16 protein-coding genes and 1 other RNA gene are annotated in these 16,933 nt (G+C 47.8%); 6 read left to right on the top strand and 11 right to left on the bottom strand.

Annotated features, from left to right (window positions below; translation table 11 throughout):
• Positions 1-87: 87 nt before the first annotated feature.
• A complete protein-coding gene (locus HF569_RS00990; protein WP_168901005.1) occupies positions 88-1,551 on the bottom strand; it encodes a sensor histidine kinase in 1,464 nt (487 codons plus the stop codon).
• The gene (locus tag HF569_RS00985) at positions 1,548-2,282 is read right to left on the bottom strand and encodes a response regulator transcription factor (protein WP_168849554.1); all 735 of its coding nucleotides are present in this window, start codon (positions 2,280-2,282) and stop codon (positions 1,548-1,550) included. The genes HF569_RS00990 and HF569_RS00985 overlap by 4 nt, the downstream gene beginning before the upstream one ends.
• Before the next feature lie 266 nt (positions 2,283-2,548).
• Between HF569_RS00985 and ssrA the strand changes: the two genes are divergently transcribed.
• Positions 2,549-2,919: a transfer-messenger RNA gene (gene ssrA / locus HF569_RS00980) on the top strand.
• A gap of 481 nt (positions 2,920-3,400) precedes the next feature.
• On the opposite strand, the gene HF569_RS00975 is transcribed toward ssrA, so the two are convergent.
• Positions 3,401-5,428: a DUF5776 domain-containing protein gene (locus tag HF569_RS00975; RefSeq protein ID WP_168901004.1), complete on the bottom strand. Its 2,028-nt coding sequence runs from the start codon at positions 5,426-5,428 to the stop codon at positions 3,401-3,403.
• 341 nt (positions 5,429-5,769) lie between these two features.
• On the opposite strand from HF569_RS00975, the gene HF569_RS12485 reads away from it, so the two are divergent.
• On the top strand, positions 5,770-6,393 hold the full coding sequence (locus HF569_RS12485; RefSeq protein WP_168901003.1) for a C40 family peptidase: 624 nt from the start codon (positions 5,770-5,772) through the stop codon (positions 6,391-6,393).
• Positions 6,394-6,497: 104 nt separating this feature from the next.
• Here the strand turns inward: HF569_RS12485 and HF569_RS00965 are convergent, their stop codons facing one another.
• From HF569_RS00965 to HF569_RS00945, 5 genes are all read right to left on the bottom strand, one after another.
• Complete coding sequence (locus HF569_RS00965) at positions 6,498-7,865, bottom strand: M20/M25/M40 family metallo-hydrolase (RefSeq protein ID WP_168901002.1); 1,368 nt, start codon at positions 7,863-7,865, stop codon at positions 6,498-6,500.
• A 107-nt stretch (positions 7,866-7,972) separates the two neighbouring features.
• Positions 7,973-8,914 (bottom strand): anti sigma factor C-terminal domain-containing protein, encoded by a 942-nt coding sequence (locus tag HF569_RS00960; protein WP_168901001.1) that lies wholly within the window; start codon positions 8,912-8,914, stop codon positions 7,973-7,975.
• Positions 8,907-9,386 (bottom strand): RNA polymerase sigma factor, encoded by a 480-nt coding sequence (locus tag HF569_RS00955; RefSeq protein ID WP_168901000.1) that lies wholly within the window; start codon positions 9,384-9,386, stop codon positions 8,907-8,909. Before HF569_RS00955 ends, HF569_RS00960 begins: the two co-directional genes overlap by 8 nt.
• A 179-nt stretch (positions 9,387-9,565) precedes the next feature.
• Positions 9,566-10,954 (bottom strand): class II fumarate hydratase, encoded by a 1,389-nt coding sequence (locus tag HF569_RS00950; RefSeq protein ID WP_168900999.1) that lies wholly within the window; start codon positions 10,952-10,954, stop codon positions 9,566-9,568.
• A 580-nt stretch (positions 10,955-11,534) separates the two neighbouring features.
• On the bottom strand, positions 11,535-12,029 hold the full coding sequence (locus HF569_RS00945; protein ID WP_168849561.1) for an alcohol dehydrogenase: 495 nt from the start codon (positions 12,027-12,029) through the stop codon (positions 11,535-11,537).
• 210 nt (positions 12,030-12,239) lie between these two features.
• Here HF569_RS00945 and HF569_RS00940 point away from each other — a divergent pair, with 210 nt between their 5' ends.
• Entirely contained in the window at positions 12,240-12,611 is a 372-nt protein-coding gene (locus HF569_RS00940; protein WP_168849562.1) for a DUF1304 domain-containing protein, read from the top strand.
• 477 nt (positions 12,612-13,088) lie between these two features.
• Here the strand turns inward: HF569_RS00940 and HF569_RS00935 are convergent, their stop codons facing one another.
• On the bottom strand, positions 13,089-13,268 hold the full coding sequence (locus HF569_RS00935) for a hypothetical protein (RefSeq protein ID WP_168850642.1): 180 nt from the start codon (positions 13,266-13,268) through the stop codon (positions 13,089-13,091).
• A gap of 392 nt (positions 13,269-13,660) precedes the next feature.
• Between HF569_RS00935 and HF569_RS00930 the strand changes: the two genes are divergently transcribed.
• Complete coding sequence (locus tag HF569_RS00930; protein ID WP_168900998.1) at positions 13,661-14,110, top strand: OsmC family protein; 450 nt, start codon at positions 13,661-13,663, stop codon at positions 14,108-14,110.
• Between the two features lie 56 nt (positions 14,111-14,166).
• Here HF569_RS00930 and HF569_RS00925 read toward each other — a convergent pair whose 3' ends face one another.
• On the bottom strand, positions 14,167-14,343 hold the full coding sequence (locus HF569_RS00925) for a hypothetical protein (protein WP_168900997.1): 177 nt from the start codon (positions 14,341-14,343) through the stop codon (positions 14,167-14,169).
• 58 nt (positions 14,344-14,401) lie between these two features.
• Entirely contained in the window at positions 14,402-14,845 is a 444-nt protein-coding gene (locus HF569_RS00920; RefSeq protein ID WP_168900996.1) for a MarR family winged helix-turn-helix transcriptional regulator, read from the bottom strand.
• Between the two features lie 142 nt (positions 14,846-14,987).
• Here HF569_RS00920 and HF569_RS00915 point away from each other — a divergent pair, with 142 nt between their 5' ends.
• Positions 14,988-15,545 carry a DUF5067 domain-containing protein gene (locus HF569_RS00915; RefSeq protein WP_168900995.1) on the top strand — a complete coding sequence of 186 codons (558 nt, stop codon included), beginning with the start codon at positions 14,988-14,990 and terminating at the stop codon, positions 15,543-15,545.
• Positions 15,546-15,616: 71 nt separating this feature from the next.
• Positions 15,617-16,438, top strand: a complete 822-nt coding sequence (locus HF569_RS00910) for a LicD family protein (RefSeq protein WP_168900994.1) — start codon at positions 15,617-15,619, stop codon at positions 16,436-16,438.
• Positions 16,439-16,933: the final 495 nt, after the last annotated feature.

Raw genomic sequence — 16,933 nt, 5'->3', positions numbered from 1 at the left:
ATGGTTCTTCTCATTGTATCACGAGAACGTCATAAACACAGCAATTGACCTGCGATCACTCGAAAACATCGGCACATTCCTGCTAGCTTAAACCTTAGCGCGTTCCGAATTGGTCTGGTGCTGGTCGGGGAAAATCACCGTAAACGTGGTCCCCACATCTTGCTTACTGGTGACGCTAATCTTACCGTGATGGAGCTGAACCAGCTGGTGAACGATCGACAAGCCTAATCCCGATTCTCCATACTTGGTGTTCTTACGCGATGGGTCCGCCTTGTAGTACCGTTCCCAAATATTCTGCAACTGTTCATCCGTCATGCCCATCCCCGTATCAGCCACCTTTACCACGGTTTCTTCGTAGCCCCGCTGAGCAGACAACGTAATCGTCCCGTTTTGTGTAAACTGAATGGCATTTTGTGTAATGTTAAACATAATCTGGACAAATCGGTCGTAATCTGCGTAGACCGGAATCTCCTTAGGCGCCTGCAATTCAATTGAATCACCGCTATCATCGGCTTTTTGTTTCAATTGTTCTACTATATTATGGAGGGCATCTACCGCATTGAATTCGTGAAGATTGAGCGAAATCTGATTTGACCGAATCTTTTCATAGTCTAAATTCTCATTAACCAACCGAATGAGCCGACTGGTTTCACTCCGCATCAGATCAATGCTTTCTTCCTTGCTTTCTTCAGGAATCGCATCGTAAGCCATCCCTTCCAGCAAGCCGTTAATTGTCGTCAGTGGTGTGCGCATCTCATGTGAAGCGTTCGCCATAAACTCACGCCGTCGCTGTTCTTGCCGTTGAATCTCCTCTTGCGAATCTTTTAACGAGTGGGCCATGCCGTTGAAATCATTAATCAAGTCATCAATTTCATCCCGGTTCTTACTGGTCATTTCAACGTCATAATTACCTTTAGCCACTTGATTGGTCGCCTTACGCAGCCGGTTGATTCGTGACGTGTAGTAACGCGCCAGAATATAACTGGCGACAATCGCCACCACAATCGACACCAGTAACGCGCGAATCAGGTTACGATTGATCTGGTTCACACTCGTATTGATATCCGAGACGAACGCTCCCATGACCACGACCGCGACTAATTTATGGTTGTAGAAGTAGGGCTTCATGACCTCAGTCATCGCTGGACTAATCCGGCCATTCTTGTTACGAACCCGTCGATCCACCACTTTGTGAATGATTTGGTTATTTTGGAGCTTCTTCCAATCCGCCGTCTTGATCGACTGCTGATACACACTGGCTGGAAAGACTACCTTATTGTCGGCGCTATAAATCGTCGTACTAATCGCCTGGTTCTGCAGCAACTGCTCACTACTTTCCAGTGAATTGGTATCGAAATTAACCGTGTGGGCATCCTGAGAGCTGATGCGCAAGGACTGTTCGATAAGACTGTTGGAGTACTTCTCCAACGTGTTCCAAGTATTACTGTAAACCATGTGCCGCGTCATCTGAGAATACGAGACGCCCATGATAATCAGAATGATCATAATCGCTGCAAAGAACCCCAGCATTTGTTGGTACATTAGTTTCATTGCTGATCTGCTCCACTATCATCAAATTTGTAGCCCACGCCCCAAACAGTCTGAATAATTTGGGGACCAACCTTTTCAATCTTCTGGCGTAATTTTTTAATGTGCGCATCCACGGTCCGCTCATCACCATAGTATTCGTAATCCCAGACGAGTTGTAACAACTGTTCCCGGGAAAATACTTGCCGCGGCTTCTGTGCCAACGTCTTCAATAAATCAAATTCCTTCGGCGTGAGATCGTGAATCTGTTGCCCATTGAGATAGGCTTCCCGCGTCTTCGTGTTTAACTTAAAGTTTTCCGTCACGACATCAAAGGATTCCGTGTCATCCAGCGGCGCCTTCTCTGGCCCTTTAGATACTGGCCCCAATTCGGCGCGCCGGTGAAGCGCCTTAATCCGTGCGATCAGCGTAATCGGGCTGAACGGCTTGGTCACGTAGTCATCCGCGCCCATTTCTAAGCCTAATACCTGATCGCTTTCTGAGTCCCGTGCCGTTAGCATAATAATCGGCACAGTTGGCGACAGCTTACGGATCTCGGCGCTGACTTGCATGCCGTCCATTCCGGGCAAGTTTAAATCCAAAGTCACCATGTCCCAATCATTGGGTGTGGCCTTAAACTTTTCAACGGCTTCATTACCGTCGTAGGCAAAGTCCGCGTCCCACTGCTCTTTCTTAAAGAACATCGACATCATTTGTGAAACTGAATGGTTATCTTCAATCATTAATAACTTCATTGCTACCTCCCAAGGTTAAGGCTACTGTATTCGGAGCCGGCAAAAAGTTTGGATTAACGCTTCCTAAACCTACGCGGTTAATCAGAAGTCTTCATGATGGAACCTTGAAGATTCTGTAACTTTTGTCGGCTAGCCCGTGCCATGTGGTTCCTTACCTATCCATTATACTATACTGATTTCTGGATTTTTTCCTTAAATTAGGTTCTCCTAGTCAAAATTGTTTGCACTCCCCTAGTGGTATGTTAAACTAGATGAGTATTGTTTATGGGGGCGTTCTGGATTCGACTGGTATAGGTTGAAGCTTGACTGCGCGCCGTAGCGGCATCTACGTTAAAAGGTCCAGTTTATTATAACTGCAAAAAATAATAACAATTCTTACGCTTTAGCTGCTTAATAGGCGCTTAACGTAGATCCTCCTAGGTTTGTCTGTGGTCTAGATCTGGGTCCTAAATTTAACAGACTTACGCTAACGACTCCCACCTGAAGTACGGTAGAAGAGAAAAATCAGGTTAGCTGAGCATGTTGGCCCTGACAGGCGGCAAGTTGTTCAGTGAAACTTTAAATAGTCTGCCTATGCGTGTAGACGTTAAGTTGGCAATATGCTAGGACGCGGGTTCGATCCCCGCCGCCTCCATCGATTAACCCGTTAGTTGCGCGACTAACGGGTTTTTTATTTTGGGCAAAAATTCTAACCGTTAAGTTGATCGCACTCCGGCTGCCAGGGGTTCCGCCTGCTGTGGGGACGCTTCAGCCTGGAAGGGCACCAGTCTTCTCGCTCGATTTGAACGTCTTCAAAGTCGCCCGTGCTGTAAGCTGGCTGAAAAAGTCGCCAGCTAACACCACTTTCACGGCTGGCTCCACCCCTGGCCTCCTCCGGCTCTGATTGCGATTTACCCCCCTTAGCCTTTGATTCAATTGGTAGCGCCTATAACAATCGTTATCGTAGCCGTCCAAGAACACCATCTAAGTCGACCGTAAGACGCAGAAATTACTAGAGTTACCTAGTTTTAGAACAAGCATGGTTAGTTTCAATCTCTAGTTGTGCAATCCATCTTCGTGATAATAAAGCCAGGTTGACGCGTAGTCAGCCTGGCTTTGTTATCACGATCTGTAATCACCTATTTAATTGCCTTAACCAATTTAGGGTTAGCCGTAATGTAGCCGCCAGCAACCCGGTAACGCTGTGTCCCCTTGGCACTGAAATCGTATCCTAGCACAGCAACTTTAGTTCCTTTACGGAAGGGCTTTATCCGCTTCTTCAAGTTAACATCTTTGTAACGGTTAATCTTGGTTTTGGCTACAACCTTTTTGACCATTGGGAGTCGCCCGGAATGAACCAATATTTTGTTTGCCGTCACGTAGGTACCATCTTTTAGTTTGAAGCGTGTGGTTAGGTTGTGCTGTTTGATCCCCACAACGGGAAGAACCTGTCCCTGACGGCAATGCTTCACCTTACCAGTTAATGACGCTCGCCGATAGGCATTGATACCCTTCGGTGAGATCACGGTTACCTTGGTTGGCGCCTTCGTGTAATAGGTCGAGCCCACATAGTCAGCCCGCTTGGTAATATAGCCAGTTTCACCATAGGTCTTAGACATCGGGTCGATATCCTTCACGAGGTAACGCGGCGTTCCGTGAGTAGACTTAGCTTCCCCCATCACTTCAAACATTGGCCGCCGCGTCCGCGGTTGCTGGTTATACCAGCGCACTCGTGTTGCCTTAGAAAAGTCTGGCTTTTGATAGAGGCCAATCTTCTTGGTGGCGTAAACAACCGTTGGCTTCACGAACGGCGGCGTTTCAGAATCCGCCTCGCTGCTTGATTCGGATTGTGAATTGTCCGTGGGTGTCGCTGCCGGTCTGATTGGAATCGTGTAAATTTGAGTATAAGTTGTCCCACCATCAAGAGATGGCTTATAAGTCCGTAATTTAATCTGTTTTGCATCAGCCGGCACATTAAGGATGTAGAGATCACCTAAATTTGGTGTTTTATTCTTCTGACCGTCAGGATGCGTAAACGTATAACCTTTGCTTAAAAAGTCAGCCATGCTTGCCCTAAAGACTGAATATGGCAAGGCAAAACCGCCACGACAATAGAATTTTCCGCCAGCTCCAGCTGTTGCATCAATAAAATCAACATTTTTAAGATCTATTTCCTTCTTTGTTGAGTCTTCATCATAACCAGTCTCGAGCCAATATAGCCCCCAATCATACGGCATCGTCTCTGAGTGAAGTGCCTTGTCCACTATTTGATAACCGCTACGACCTTGAAGCGTACTATCATCATTTGTCCCATCACCATCAAGAGTCGCCCCTTGATCAAACAAGCCAGCTTGACCATCATAAGCCTGGATTCCCGCGCTGGTATAGAGATCATCATTTTCAGCATTTTCCGGTAAATATTGATCCTTAAATTCATTAAACTCGCTGAAGGGGACTGTCATGAGACCATTTTTGACTGTTCGTGGTGCCAACGTAATCCCTTCTGTAATCGGCGAGCCATCCGGATTCTCTAATACGTCTGCATTTAGACTGTAAATTTTATTTTTAGTCGTGGCCGAAAGCTTAAAATTTGTCCAAGAAGAGAAATCCGTAATGGGATTCCGGTTAAGCAACAGGTACTTAATAGTTGCCGCTGAATTGGCTGACGAAATCGTCGTTAATAGTGTACCCAAATCTTTAGTGGTAACCCCATCATTAGAAAAACCCAACGCTGCCAGTTCGGTACCAGACGTCCGATTGGCCAAAAACGTGCGTGTAATCGCTGTCATTTCAGCAGAAGTGAAATCTTCTTGATTATTAACGACTAGTCCATTGAACAGACCAGCTACCTTCTCCAGCGCCTCATACGACTCCATATTATCCGTAATCTTGACAATCAATTTTTTAGCCGCAATGTCCCCTAGCGTACTGGACCCGCTAAATGATAGGTTTCTATCCGAGGCAGCCTTTAAAATAGCCGCCTTCACAGTTCCGGAGTCCCCACCATCAGGTAATGCCTCGTTCAGAGTCGTGGTTGCCGGCACCGTGGTAACTTGCGCCGGCTCAGCGGCTGTATCGGCTTGCGCCACACTCATGCCACCTACGCCAAGTACCGCTAGACTGACAGCCAGCATGACTGTCATCTTCCAATTCGTTCGACACACCATCATCTTTCCTCCTCACATCATCAACTTAACTTGATCGAAAAAAGCGACGTCGCTCATACTAAAAATAATTTCATTATAAAGTAAGTATCGTACCAAAACATTAATTCATTGGCACAAGTATATCACAGTTTACCCTATTGTTGATTATTTAACATACCGGTCCACAGCACCCATATTACCCTGTCAGCAACTATGCCCATAAACTGTTCTAGTCAGCTGACATTTTCTGTCATCTGACCGATGTTTATTTGTCATTTAAGTGATACGCCCCCGCAATTTTCCTTCGTTATACTAGCTTTTGTGGTCAGCTAATTGGCGACCAAATACTTAGAAGATTGCGAGTGACACTTATCAAGTCTACAACAACTAAAGTTTTATTAACCACCCTCGGTGCGGCGGCTTTACTGTTTACCGGCACCACCACAGCTTCCGCCCACATGAACACGACGACGGGATCGACTGCCGCACAAACAACTCAGGCGACAACTCAACCAGCGACGACCACGACAACCGCCGCTCAGAACACGAGCTATCACCACACCGCGGCAAACACAACCGCAACGGCCACGACAAATACGGCCACGACGAACTCGACCGCTACGAGCACGAGCACTGCCAACACCGGTGGCGCCGTTGCTAAAGCTCTAGCCGTCGCCAATAGCGGCGTTCCTTACGTCTACGGTGGTAGTTCTATGAGTGGTTTTGATTGCTCCGGCTTGGTTCAGTACGCCTTCGGTTTAAGCGCACGGACCACTTACCAACAAGCCACCCTCGGCACTCACCACTACGACGTTGCCAATGCGCCAGCTGGTGCCATCCTCTTCTGGGGTTCTGACAGTGCCCCTTACCATGACGGGATTTCCTTAGGCAATGGGAAATACGTTGCGGCTCAAAATGAATCCGATGGGATCGGCGTCTTTAGCCAAACTTACTGGCCTGCCAGCTTCTACATCGTCGTCAACTAAAAAATCTTAAACCAAAAACTAGCGTTATCAGCCATCACTAATGATGAGCCCGATAACGCTAGTTTTTTTGAGATCAATCGCCGTTATCTGCCGCCGATTGATTGTCATGCTTGACCGAAAGCTTGCAGTAACCGGGCTGTATAGCGCGTTGCCTGCGTGAAATCTTTCACTCGGACATTTTCATTCGGCACATGGGCCCCAGAACCAGCCCAAGTCGAGCCGATCGAAACGATTGGGGCGCCCACTGCCTCAGCAAACGGCGCTTCCGGACCACTACCACCGGCATTCGGCACTAATTTCACGGCATTCCCATAGACCTCATGGGCCGTCGCAACCGCCGTCTGAACGAACTCATCCGTTAAATCTGAACGAAAGGCCGGTTCGCCTTGATTGTAAGAAACGTGGAGATCACTGAAACCATTTTTATCCAGTTGAGCTTGAACTAACTCCGAAATGTGTTTGGGATCTTGCCCTGGCACTAAGCGGCAGTCTAACTGAGCCCGCGCCTGCTTGGGGAGCACCGTCTTCAAACCGTCGCCCTCGTACCCGCCGGAAATGCCATTGATCGTAATCGTTGAGCGATTAATCAGGGCTTCAGCTGGCTTGTCTGAAATTAGGGGTAGCTTTAACCCAAAGTTCTGACGGGTGGCTGCCTCATTAAACGGCAATTGGTCGATCGCCGCCTGTTCGGTCGGTGTCAATGGACTGACACCCTCATAAAAGCCGTCGACCAAAATTTCACCCTTTGCCCCCCGCAATGTGGCTAGGCCTTGAACTAACCGCCATACGGCATTGTCCACAAAGGTTGCGAGCGACGAGTGTAGGTCACTTTCAGCGGACTTGGTAGTCACATTGAAGCTCACAATTCCCTTGACCCCACAGGTGATCTGAAAATTCTCATCGGCATCTTTGCCGCCGGTCTCCCAAACAACTGCATCCGCAGCAAGATCCGCGGCATGTTGTTTAGTCATCGGGGCAATGTGCGGACTGCCCACCTCTTCTTCACCCTCGAGAATAAACTTTAAGTTGCAAGGCAAGCCCCCTGCCGCTTGTAAGGCCTTGACTGCGGACAACCGGACGATTAATTCACCTTTATCGTCAGAAACGCCCCGCGCCACGTACTGCCCGTTCTTTTCGGTCAACGTAAAGGGATCGCTGTCCCATTCGTCGAGTGGTTCTGCCGGCTGAACGTCGTAATGATTATAGAACAGCAAGGTCTTATCGGCATTGCCATTAGGCCCCGCCGGTAGTGTCGCAAAGACAAAGGGATTGCTGCCCGGAATGTCCCGCCAGACCGTGGCCACCGCACCTAAATCTTGAAAGGCTTGTTCAATCACACTAACCGTTTCCTCGATACCGAGGTGTTTGGCAGCGACCGTTTCAATACTTAAATATTTCGCTAACCGTGGTCGATTGGCTTGTAGCGCCTGATCAATAGCGGTTTGCAATGTGTCGGTAGTTTTTTCTGGCATAGACATTCGCTCCTTAAAATTACACGTAACCCCCTCGTGGGAATTCGTGATTGCCCTCAACATTAATCTTTGATGAGAGAAAAGTCAAGAATGTTCTCATTATTTTATCATTTAATTACTGAGCGCTGCTTAAAGAATCCCGCCGAACTCGCATAGATCCAGTTGGCTTTGTCCAGCGGACGGAAGGCTTCACTGTTACCCGTGACGATCACGCCGGCAAATTTGGCTTGACTAGCAATAGGATAGCGTTTCGCGTACTGCCCACCGTATTTGTAAGGTCTAAAATCATCAAAAGCGATATCTGGTGCATGGGTGGCTGCATACTTCAACCCCTGATAAAAGCTACGATAATCATTCTGCGTCAACCCTTCTGACGGACGGTGCGAAAGGCCTATATCCTTGATACTCAATCCCAATAAGTTGTTATCCATCGAAGTTGGATCTGCATCATCACTTACGCCAATCCAATACCACTGCGCATGCAGGCCTGCTGGTAGCTTTGCCTGTACTTGCCGATACGTTAACGGTTGTTTAAAGGTTAGTGCAACTTCAGCTACGGCACCTTTCGACTGCCCAATCTTAGCAAGATCATGAGTTGCCTTTAAATTGGGTCTCGAAGCCTGTTGATTGAAAAACATTGGAATTTTTTGTTCCGTCTCACGATCATATAGACTCGACTTATTCTGGTCAGTCGCATTGCTAAGGGTGCTACTGCTCCCCGTCAACCACGAATAATCGCGAACGACCGAAGACCAGGGCACCCGATACCCCTCAACCTCCTTGTACCTGTGGCTAATCACTTGGCCACCAAATGCCGAGGTATTTCCTAAATGTTGATCACTCACCGCTATGTTGGGTGACATCAAATGATCACTTGTTTCCATTTCTCGTATCATTTCATTTGACACCTTAGCAGCTCGCAACTGCGTCAACTTATAGGTCACTGGAATTGCCACCATCACCACAATCATAGCAATCATTCCTGTGAGTACCCACCGGCGAAATTTTACCCGCCGTGCGAGTCGTCGAAATTCTTTACCCTCATTCATTTTTATTCCTCCGCATTTTCTTTTCTAACTTCCGATGAATCCGAAACAATCGCATTTTAACGGTAGCGGGTTTAACCCCTAATCTGACCGCTATTTCCCGAATTGGTAAATCCCGATCGTAACGTAAACGTAACAGGTTAAGCTCTTGCGATGATACCCCCGCTACCTGATCAATCAGCGACCATTCAGGTTCCGCCGTGGTCCCTTCTTCGACTGGCCGTAAATAAGCCTCAACCAGTTCTTGATACCGACGCGTTCGCCGGTAATGATCTAGATAAGTCGTCCACGCCACACGATAAACATAGGGGCGCAGCTCAGTCAGCGGTAACACCAGCTCCATTTCCAACAATTTAATAAAAACATCTTGGCAAATATCTTCAGCGGTTTCCGGTCGCGCCCCTCGACTAACCAAATAGTGCCTTAGATCAACGGTTAATTGTGCCAAGTGGTCCTCGTACTCTTTTAATTGCATGCGTCCCTCCTCCCCACACTTAATCAACGTATGACAACACCAAAAGGTAACATTTTTTCTAATCCAATTAATAGCTGCATTATACACAAAATAATGACACTTTTCTCCCCCGTAATATAATCCCACACAAAAAGCCGCAACTCCGGAGACGATTCTCCAGAGTTACGGCCCAAAATTTTCTATTTTCTCATTTGTTCGACATTAGTCATTGCCAACGGCTTAACCCACTGATCGAACTGTTCCGCCGTGACCTTTCCCGATTTTACGGCAGCTTCCCGTAGCGTCAAATCTTCACGCTCTGCTAACTGCGCAATCTCGGCACTGGCATGGTAGCCAATGTAAGGTGACAAGGCGGTCACAGTCATCAATGAATGGTCAACAAGCTCTGCCATATGCTCGGCGTTCACCGTCAAGCCATGTACCAATTTGTCCGCAAAGCCCGTCACGGTCCCCGTCAACAGATCTACCGACTCCAAGAAAGTTTCAATAATGACCGGTTTGTAGACGTTCATTTCAAAGTTGCCTTGCGAAGCGGCGATCGTCAGGGTCACGTCATTTCCCATCACGCGCGTCGCCGCCATAGTCAGTGCCTCCGCCTGCGTGGGATTAACCTTGCCCGGCATGATTGATGAGCCTGGTTCGTTGGCAGGAATGTTAAGTTCGTTATAGCCTGCCCGCGGGCCGCTAGCGAGAAAACGCACGTCATTGGCAATCTTCAACAAGTCACTCGCCAAAGTTTTCAAGCCGCCGTGGACCACGTTCAACCCCGAATGTGCCGCCAAGCCAAAGAATTTATTGGTCTTAGCCGTAAACGGTTGATCGTAAGCCTTACTCAGCTGCTCGGCCACCAGCGACGCAAAGCCGGGCGCTGCATTTAGCCCCGTCCCCACAGCCGTACCACCAATTGGCAATTCCAAGAGGGAGTCGTCTAAAGATTTTAAGTAATCCCAGTCATGCTCCAACATGCTGACCCAACCACTGACCTCTTGACCAAACGTTAACGGCGTGGCATCTTGCAAGTGGGTCCGCCCAATCTTAACGACATTCTGGTAGGCCGCCTGTTTTACCGCTAGCTCATCAATGAGGTGTTGTACGGCGCCTTCTAACTGACGAACCGCGACTCTAGCCGTGACGGCCATTGCCGTAGGAAACACGTCATTAGAACTCTGACCATGGTTGACATCGTCATTGGGTAAGACGCCGCTCGTCGGATCGTAAGTTGCCGTTTGGTGGGCAATGACCTCGTTAACATTCATGTTGGTCTGAGTTCCCGATCCTGTCTGGTAAACATGCAGGGGAAAGTCCGGCCGCAGTTGCTCATCTGACAGTGCCAGCAAGTCCGTGGCTGCACGAATAATCAGCTGCGCCTTCTCTTCGCGCAACTCCCCCAGATCACGATTAGCAGTAGCGGCGGCCCGTTTAATCTGTAGCAACGCTCGAATCATGGGCAGTGGCATCAGCGGTCCCGTCGTAAAGTTATGCCGACTGCGTTCCGTTTGCGCCCCCCATAAAGCAGTTGCCGGTACCCGTACCGTCCCCAATGTATCTGCTTCTTCACGATATTCCATGTCAACCTTCCTCTCACTTTTTTCAACTATCCCCAGCATACCCAACTTCACAATCTCCCGTCAATCATTCTCACCCCATTCCACCAAAAAAGCCGTTCCAAATTACGGAACGGCTGCTTGGCTTCTAATTCTGGCTGGGTAACTAAAGATTGAAAAAATAAAAATTGTCGTCCGAGCTTGAATGACAAGGATAGTAGACTAAGGAATCCTCTAAACCGCCACCTACGGCTGTCAGAGATTCCAGTTAAAGGTAGTCCTTGAACTCTAAATTAACCTGAACAGCTAAGTTAACTCGATAATGAATCGACACCGTTTACGTAGCCGTGAGCGAGTCAAATTTGAGCTCAGCCGTGGGATTTGCCAAGTGGTTTCCTTGGTAAATGGCGACTTTGAGACGTGTTTTTTCGGCTCAAAGCGAGGCTGGAGACCGTTCTATGGCTCCAGCCGTCCTGCCCCACAGCGTTCCAGCTCAAATTTGACGAGCGGCAAGGCGACAGCCCCACACTATCTGTTTCTCACACTAAGCTACGTGCTGTATAGGATAAAACACTCTTTCAACCCTTAGCTGGTGTTCTGCCGATTAGCCTTCGGCAGGTTCTTCCACTTTAACATTGGTTTGCTGACTTAATTGCTGTTCTGCTTGACGGCGCGCCGCCACCGCATCATCAAAGTCACTAAAAGTTTGATTCAAAACGTAGCGTCCATGGTAAAATAAACGTGCCGCCCACTTACCAGAACGTTTATCAAAACTGACGCCGATCACCCCTGAAATATTTCTGGAGCTAATCTTGGTCAGTGCGGCAACGTTGGACCCATTCACTAATGGGAGGTTGGTAGCATTCCCAATTTGCTTGCGGGTACGGGGATCCTTGGTGAGGCGAGCCTTACTAATATCGCGCCGATAGCACCCGCAACTTACCGTAATACCATGGCGTAACCGGTAACTATCCACTGTCACCAGGTTGCCACAGCTACATTTACACAGCCACGTTGCGTTACCATTCTTGGCTGTGCCATCTCGGCGAATAACCGTCAGTCTGCCGAATTGTTGACCACTTAAGTCTAGGAGTCTCATAAATAATTCCTCCATTCAAATTTATCATAAAGGTCGATGTGAAGCGGCTCATGTCTCCCCAAACGTCTGAGCTCCCCTGGCAAATATTACTTAATTATTATTCTACACGCCAAACTAAAAATTAGCTTAAAGTCTCAATAACTTTATGGTTAATCGATGACCCCTGGACACCATTAATTTTATCATACTACGAGAGAGAAGGAATCATTCATGCAACTCATTTTAACAATATTAATATATGTCGTGGCAATCGAGCATTTGGGCATCATGAGTCTGGAAATGTGGGGAAATTCTGCTACCCAAGCCAAAGCCTTCGGGATGTCCCTTGACTTTGTCCGACGGCCCGAGGCCCAAGTTGCCCTCGCAAATCAAGGCATTTACAATGGGATGCTGGGTCTTAGTCTGATCATTTTCCAATGGCTACTGGCCGGTCACGCGCAGCTTGTCGCAACGGCCGTACTGCTCTTATTCATCGTCATCGTCGCAATTTATGGCAGCTGTACCGCAAAAAAGGAAATTTTATGGCTACAAGGGATGCCGGCGCTCGTGACGTTACTCGTTTTACTAACCTTAATAGTTTAAGCGAATCTTTAAAAATGTGGTTTACAGAAGTGAAGCGACAGGTTATAATGGGTTTACATATTCAGGTGAGAGCCTGCCACGGATCTTCAATCGTTGGAGGAGTTAATTAGACATTTAGCCATTATTAACACCATTGAAGCCGTACACATACTTCTATTCTGCTGGTTGCGTCCAATCGTAACTAGCTTTTTTGTGTCTTCAGGTTCGATAAAGTCAGACGTGCGCCCAAGGACTAGTAACCTCCGAGGGCGCACGTCTCGTTTATTTTAGATATGACTGGCAATCACCCACAATACAAGCATGTGATAAATCACCACGCCCATCGTTCCGACAAACAACCAACCGCCTGCATAATAGACATAATACATTACTGGATGCTTCATCATGCTGCCCCCTATCTACTTGCGCATAGCGTACCATAGGACATCATTTAACCCGTAACGTTTACCCCAATCGGGAATCAATATCCCCGGTAGACTAACCAACCGGTGTTACTTCTCGCCGATTGGCGGCCGCCACAATTGCCTCCTGTTGGGCAATTGCTGCCGTAAACTGCTGCATGGTTTCGCGCTCAATAATTTGCGCACCATGCTTTTGCGCCCGCCACGTCATCATCTGAAACTTCTTACGTTCATTCAACAGCTCTTCTGTTAACATATGGCTTCCCCCAAACATAGCGCCAGTGTTCTACTGCCTGTTGACTCCATTATAGCATCTTTGTGCAAGCGGTCTAGTCTTTATTGAAATTTATTACAAAACTTTTACACAGGCAATATTCAGTAATTTACCATACTAATTGCGGGTTTTAACGAATAGTGAGGGCCCACACCAGTTAAGTAATACTGATATTTTCACAAATTGGTATAGGTACTTTGTGCAAGCGGTTGTTCGCTTGTCAGGTCTTATCTTATCGCAATGATTTAATATATCAACGGTCAGTGGTTTACCCCAAAAAGAAAGCCTTTCCAATTTGTTGCCTTACCATTGTTTTTTCCCGTAAAACAGCGTAATCTTAAGTTGTTGAAGCTTATGAAAGAAGGTGTCTATCCGTGGCAATTAACCGCGAAAAGTTCCCACCACTTTACCGAACCGTTGCCGTTAACGACGGCGGTTTAGAAAGTCATTCCTTTATTCCTGATGGCTTGGATGTTTTGACCAGCCATCCCCTCAACGATGCTCCGGGAGCCAATCCCGAGCAATTTATCGGCCTGGCACTCAGTACGTGTCTCAACGCCACCTTAGAAGCTATTGAAGTCCGCCGCGACCTGCCACACACCTCGCAAGTCCATACAATTGTCGAGATGGCCCGCGATACCCGGGGATTTCAGTTCTACCTAACCGCGGAAGTTAAAATTCCAGGCGTTGATCGGGAGTCCGCCGCGGCGATGGTTGACCTCGCTGAACGGCGTTGCCCCGTTGCCAAATTAATAGGAAATAGCGATAACGTGGTCGTCAAACTAGTCACCGAGTTTTCGCCTACAACGCCAGTCGAGCGTTAAACCAAAAAGGGCCACACTCCCGGACGCAAGGTTCAGGTTGTGTGGTCCTTCTTATATTAGCGACGGGTCAACCGTCCCTTTAGTCGATGCCACCAAGACTTACGTTCGGTGCGCTCTCCGTAAACGTAAGAACGGGTGGATCGTGGCGACCGCTTGTCATCGTGGTCATCATCCATGAAGACAATCTTGCGCCAGCGCTTGGCCTCTTCGTCACTCATGCGCTTTTTGCTCATTGACTTCAATCTCCTTTTATCCCCACTCCACGTGAGAGGGGCTCTCAGTAGCCATTCACTACTTTTTCATGCGGGTAACCTGACTAAAGTCTTGAATGAATTCCAAGATATCTCGGGCCCGATCGTTACCGTAAACGTCCACCCAACCCTGGAACCGTTGGTTGATCCGTTGGCGAATTACCCGCTCAGCGCGTTTGCCAGCATCGGTCGCAAGCAAATACAGCCGACGACGATCGTTTTCATCCGGTTGTTGCCGCAAATAGCCTTGTTTCAGCAACACCTTGATTTGCCGTGAAATGGCACTACGCGTGACCTGCCGTTTACTCGCAATATCCATCAACGTCACGTCATGATTACGCGTCACGTCGCGCAAGATCAAGTACTGTTCAAAAGACAGATGGAACTCTTTTGCCGGTTCTGAAACAAACTCATCCAAATACTTGAGTGAACTCATGTAGACGTCAATAAAAGCGTCCAGTAAAGACTGCTCTTGCTCAGCCATGATTACCCACCTACATTTCTCAAAATACGATTTTTATCTTAGCATTTACGCCCAACAAATACCAGTTTTTTTCATCCAAATTAGCAGGTGGTCTGGACCAACCTATGCTAAAATAAAGAGGTAGCATTGGGGGGGAAGAAAGATGCAACAAACATTGAAAATTGGAACCGTTTTAAGCTTATTATTGTTACTCACTGGGTGTGGCGCACGGACTCATCAAGCCACGCGTCACCAGCGGACCAGTCAATCGGCTAAAAGTCTCAGCTCTAGCAGCCATTCTAGTAGCCGTACGCTGGCCAAAACGGCAACGTTTGCTAACTCACAATTTACGATTGACCACGTCAGCTACAAGCTAACCGGCACCAAGCTCACGGCTAGTGCCACGGCCAATCGAAATTTATTCGTTATCTATTATACCGTAACTAACCAACAAAGTAAGGCCATCGTGCCTAGCGACCTGTGGGAAAGTTCGGTGAGTGCCAAACAAGATAATAAATCCTTGGGGACGGGTAATCTTGCGTTTACAACTGATCAAACTAAGGATAATGATTTACTCAATAACACCGTCATGCCGGTCAAAGCTGGTAAAACGGTCACAGGGTTGGCCACTTTTGAGCCTAAGAACCTTGACCCCATTACCGTGACTTTTAAAGATACCCACGGTCAGCTTATTCATACCAGTCATTACAACCTGCAATGAGCGGGTACCGGTAGATTGGCTTGCCGAAAAGCCAACTCAACCATCATTTTATAATCAGAAAGGACCCTTTTATGACGCGCTTAATCGATCGTATTCACCAAGTTGAGCTTGGTAATTTAGCTCAGTTCATCGCCATGTGCGACGAGCTCAAACTTCCCTATTTTATGATGGGCGGTTCATTACTAGGGACGATCCGTCATCAAGGCTTCATCCCTTGGGACGATGACGTCGATGTGGGCCTACTCCGTGCCGACTACGAGCGACTGCTAGCAGCTGCTCCCGCGTACCTGGCCGACACCCACTACTTCTTACAGACGCCCGCAAGCGATGACAACTACGCGTTGAGTTACGCCAAGCTCCTTGATCGCAATACGTATATTGAAGAGAAAAATAACGTCAACGCCGCCCGTAAAGGGATTTTCATCGATATTTTTCCGTTAGATCGCATCCCGCTAGATACCACCTTGCAGCGTGAGCAGATGACTAAATTTCAACTGCTTAACACGCGGATTCTTTTCCAACTGCGGTATCACCTCGTCGACAATCCCCTGCGAAAGTTGCAGAGTCCCTTGTCGCCAGAACAACTCGCTGATGTTCAGGCGCTGAAGGCTGAGCGGCAGGCACTGATGACGACTTATCAGGCGGATACCAGTCTACTGCAGGTCAAAAATTTGGCCTCTCAGTATAGTTACAACAAAGAAGTCTTTACCGTTGCGGAAGTATCCGACCTAACCCCCATGCCATTTGAGCATCTGACCGTCCAAGTCCCTAAGATGTACAGTAGCATTTTAACTAAAATGTATGGCGACTACATGGCCTTACCGCCTGAGAATCAACGCACTGAGAAACATCTAGAAAAGGTGATCATGGATAATCAAGTCTTCACTGATTGACCTTAATCCGTGCTCACCAACTATCAGCCTCCAACTTGACGGCAACTACCGTTAATCGTTCCAAATGTCCGAGTTTCCTGTAGCAATTAGTTTTTAACTAACGGTTGAAAGAAAAACCATTCTATGCGCGGCGTTTCGCGCTCTGGTAATTAAAGAGTAAGCAACATGGATCAGACTGCCGCCTTACCGTTCGTCAAGCTTTGAGCTGGAACGCTGTGAGGAGGACGGCTCGAGCCATAGAGCGGTCTCGAACCTCGCTTTGAGCCGAAAAAACACGTCTCAAAGGCGCCATTTACCAAGAAAATCACTTGGTAAATCCCACTGCTGAGCTCAAATTTGACTCACTCACGGCTACACTGAGGTCGCCAATTATCTTTGGTTGAATACGAACACATCGTTTTTCAACCAATTTGCTGGGCAAAGACTAGCTTAACCGGAGGAGGGCAGAGATGGAGCCAGCTGTGTCGACGGTGTTAGCCGATTCTCGGCTTACAG

It is taken from the genome of Levilactobacillus tujiorum (assembly GCF_012641185.1).
GTDB classification, from domain to species: Bacteria; Bacillota; Bacilli; order Lactobacillales; family Lactobacillaceae; genus Levilactobacillus; species Levilactobacillus tujiorum.
The sequence above is the reverse complement of the archived record's forward strand: the minus strand, read 5'-3'. Positions and strand labels throughout refer to the sequence as shown.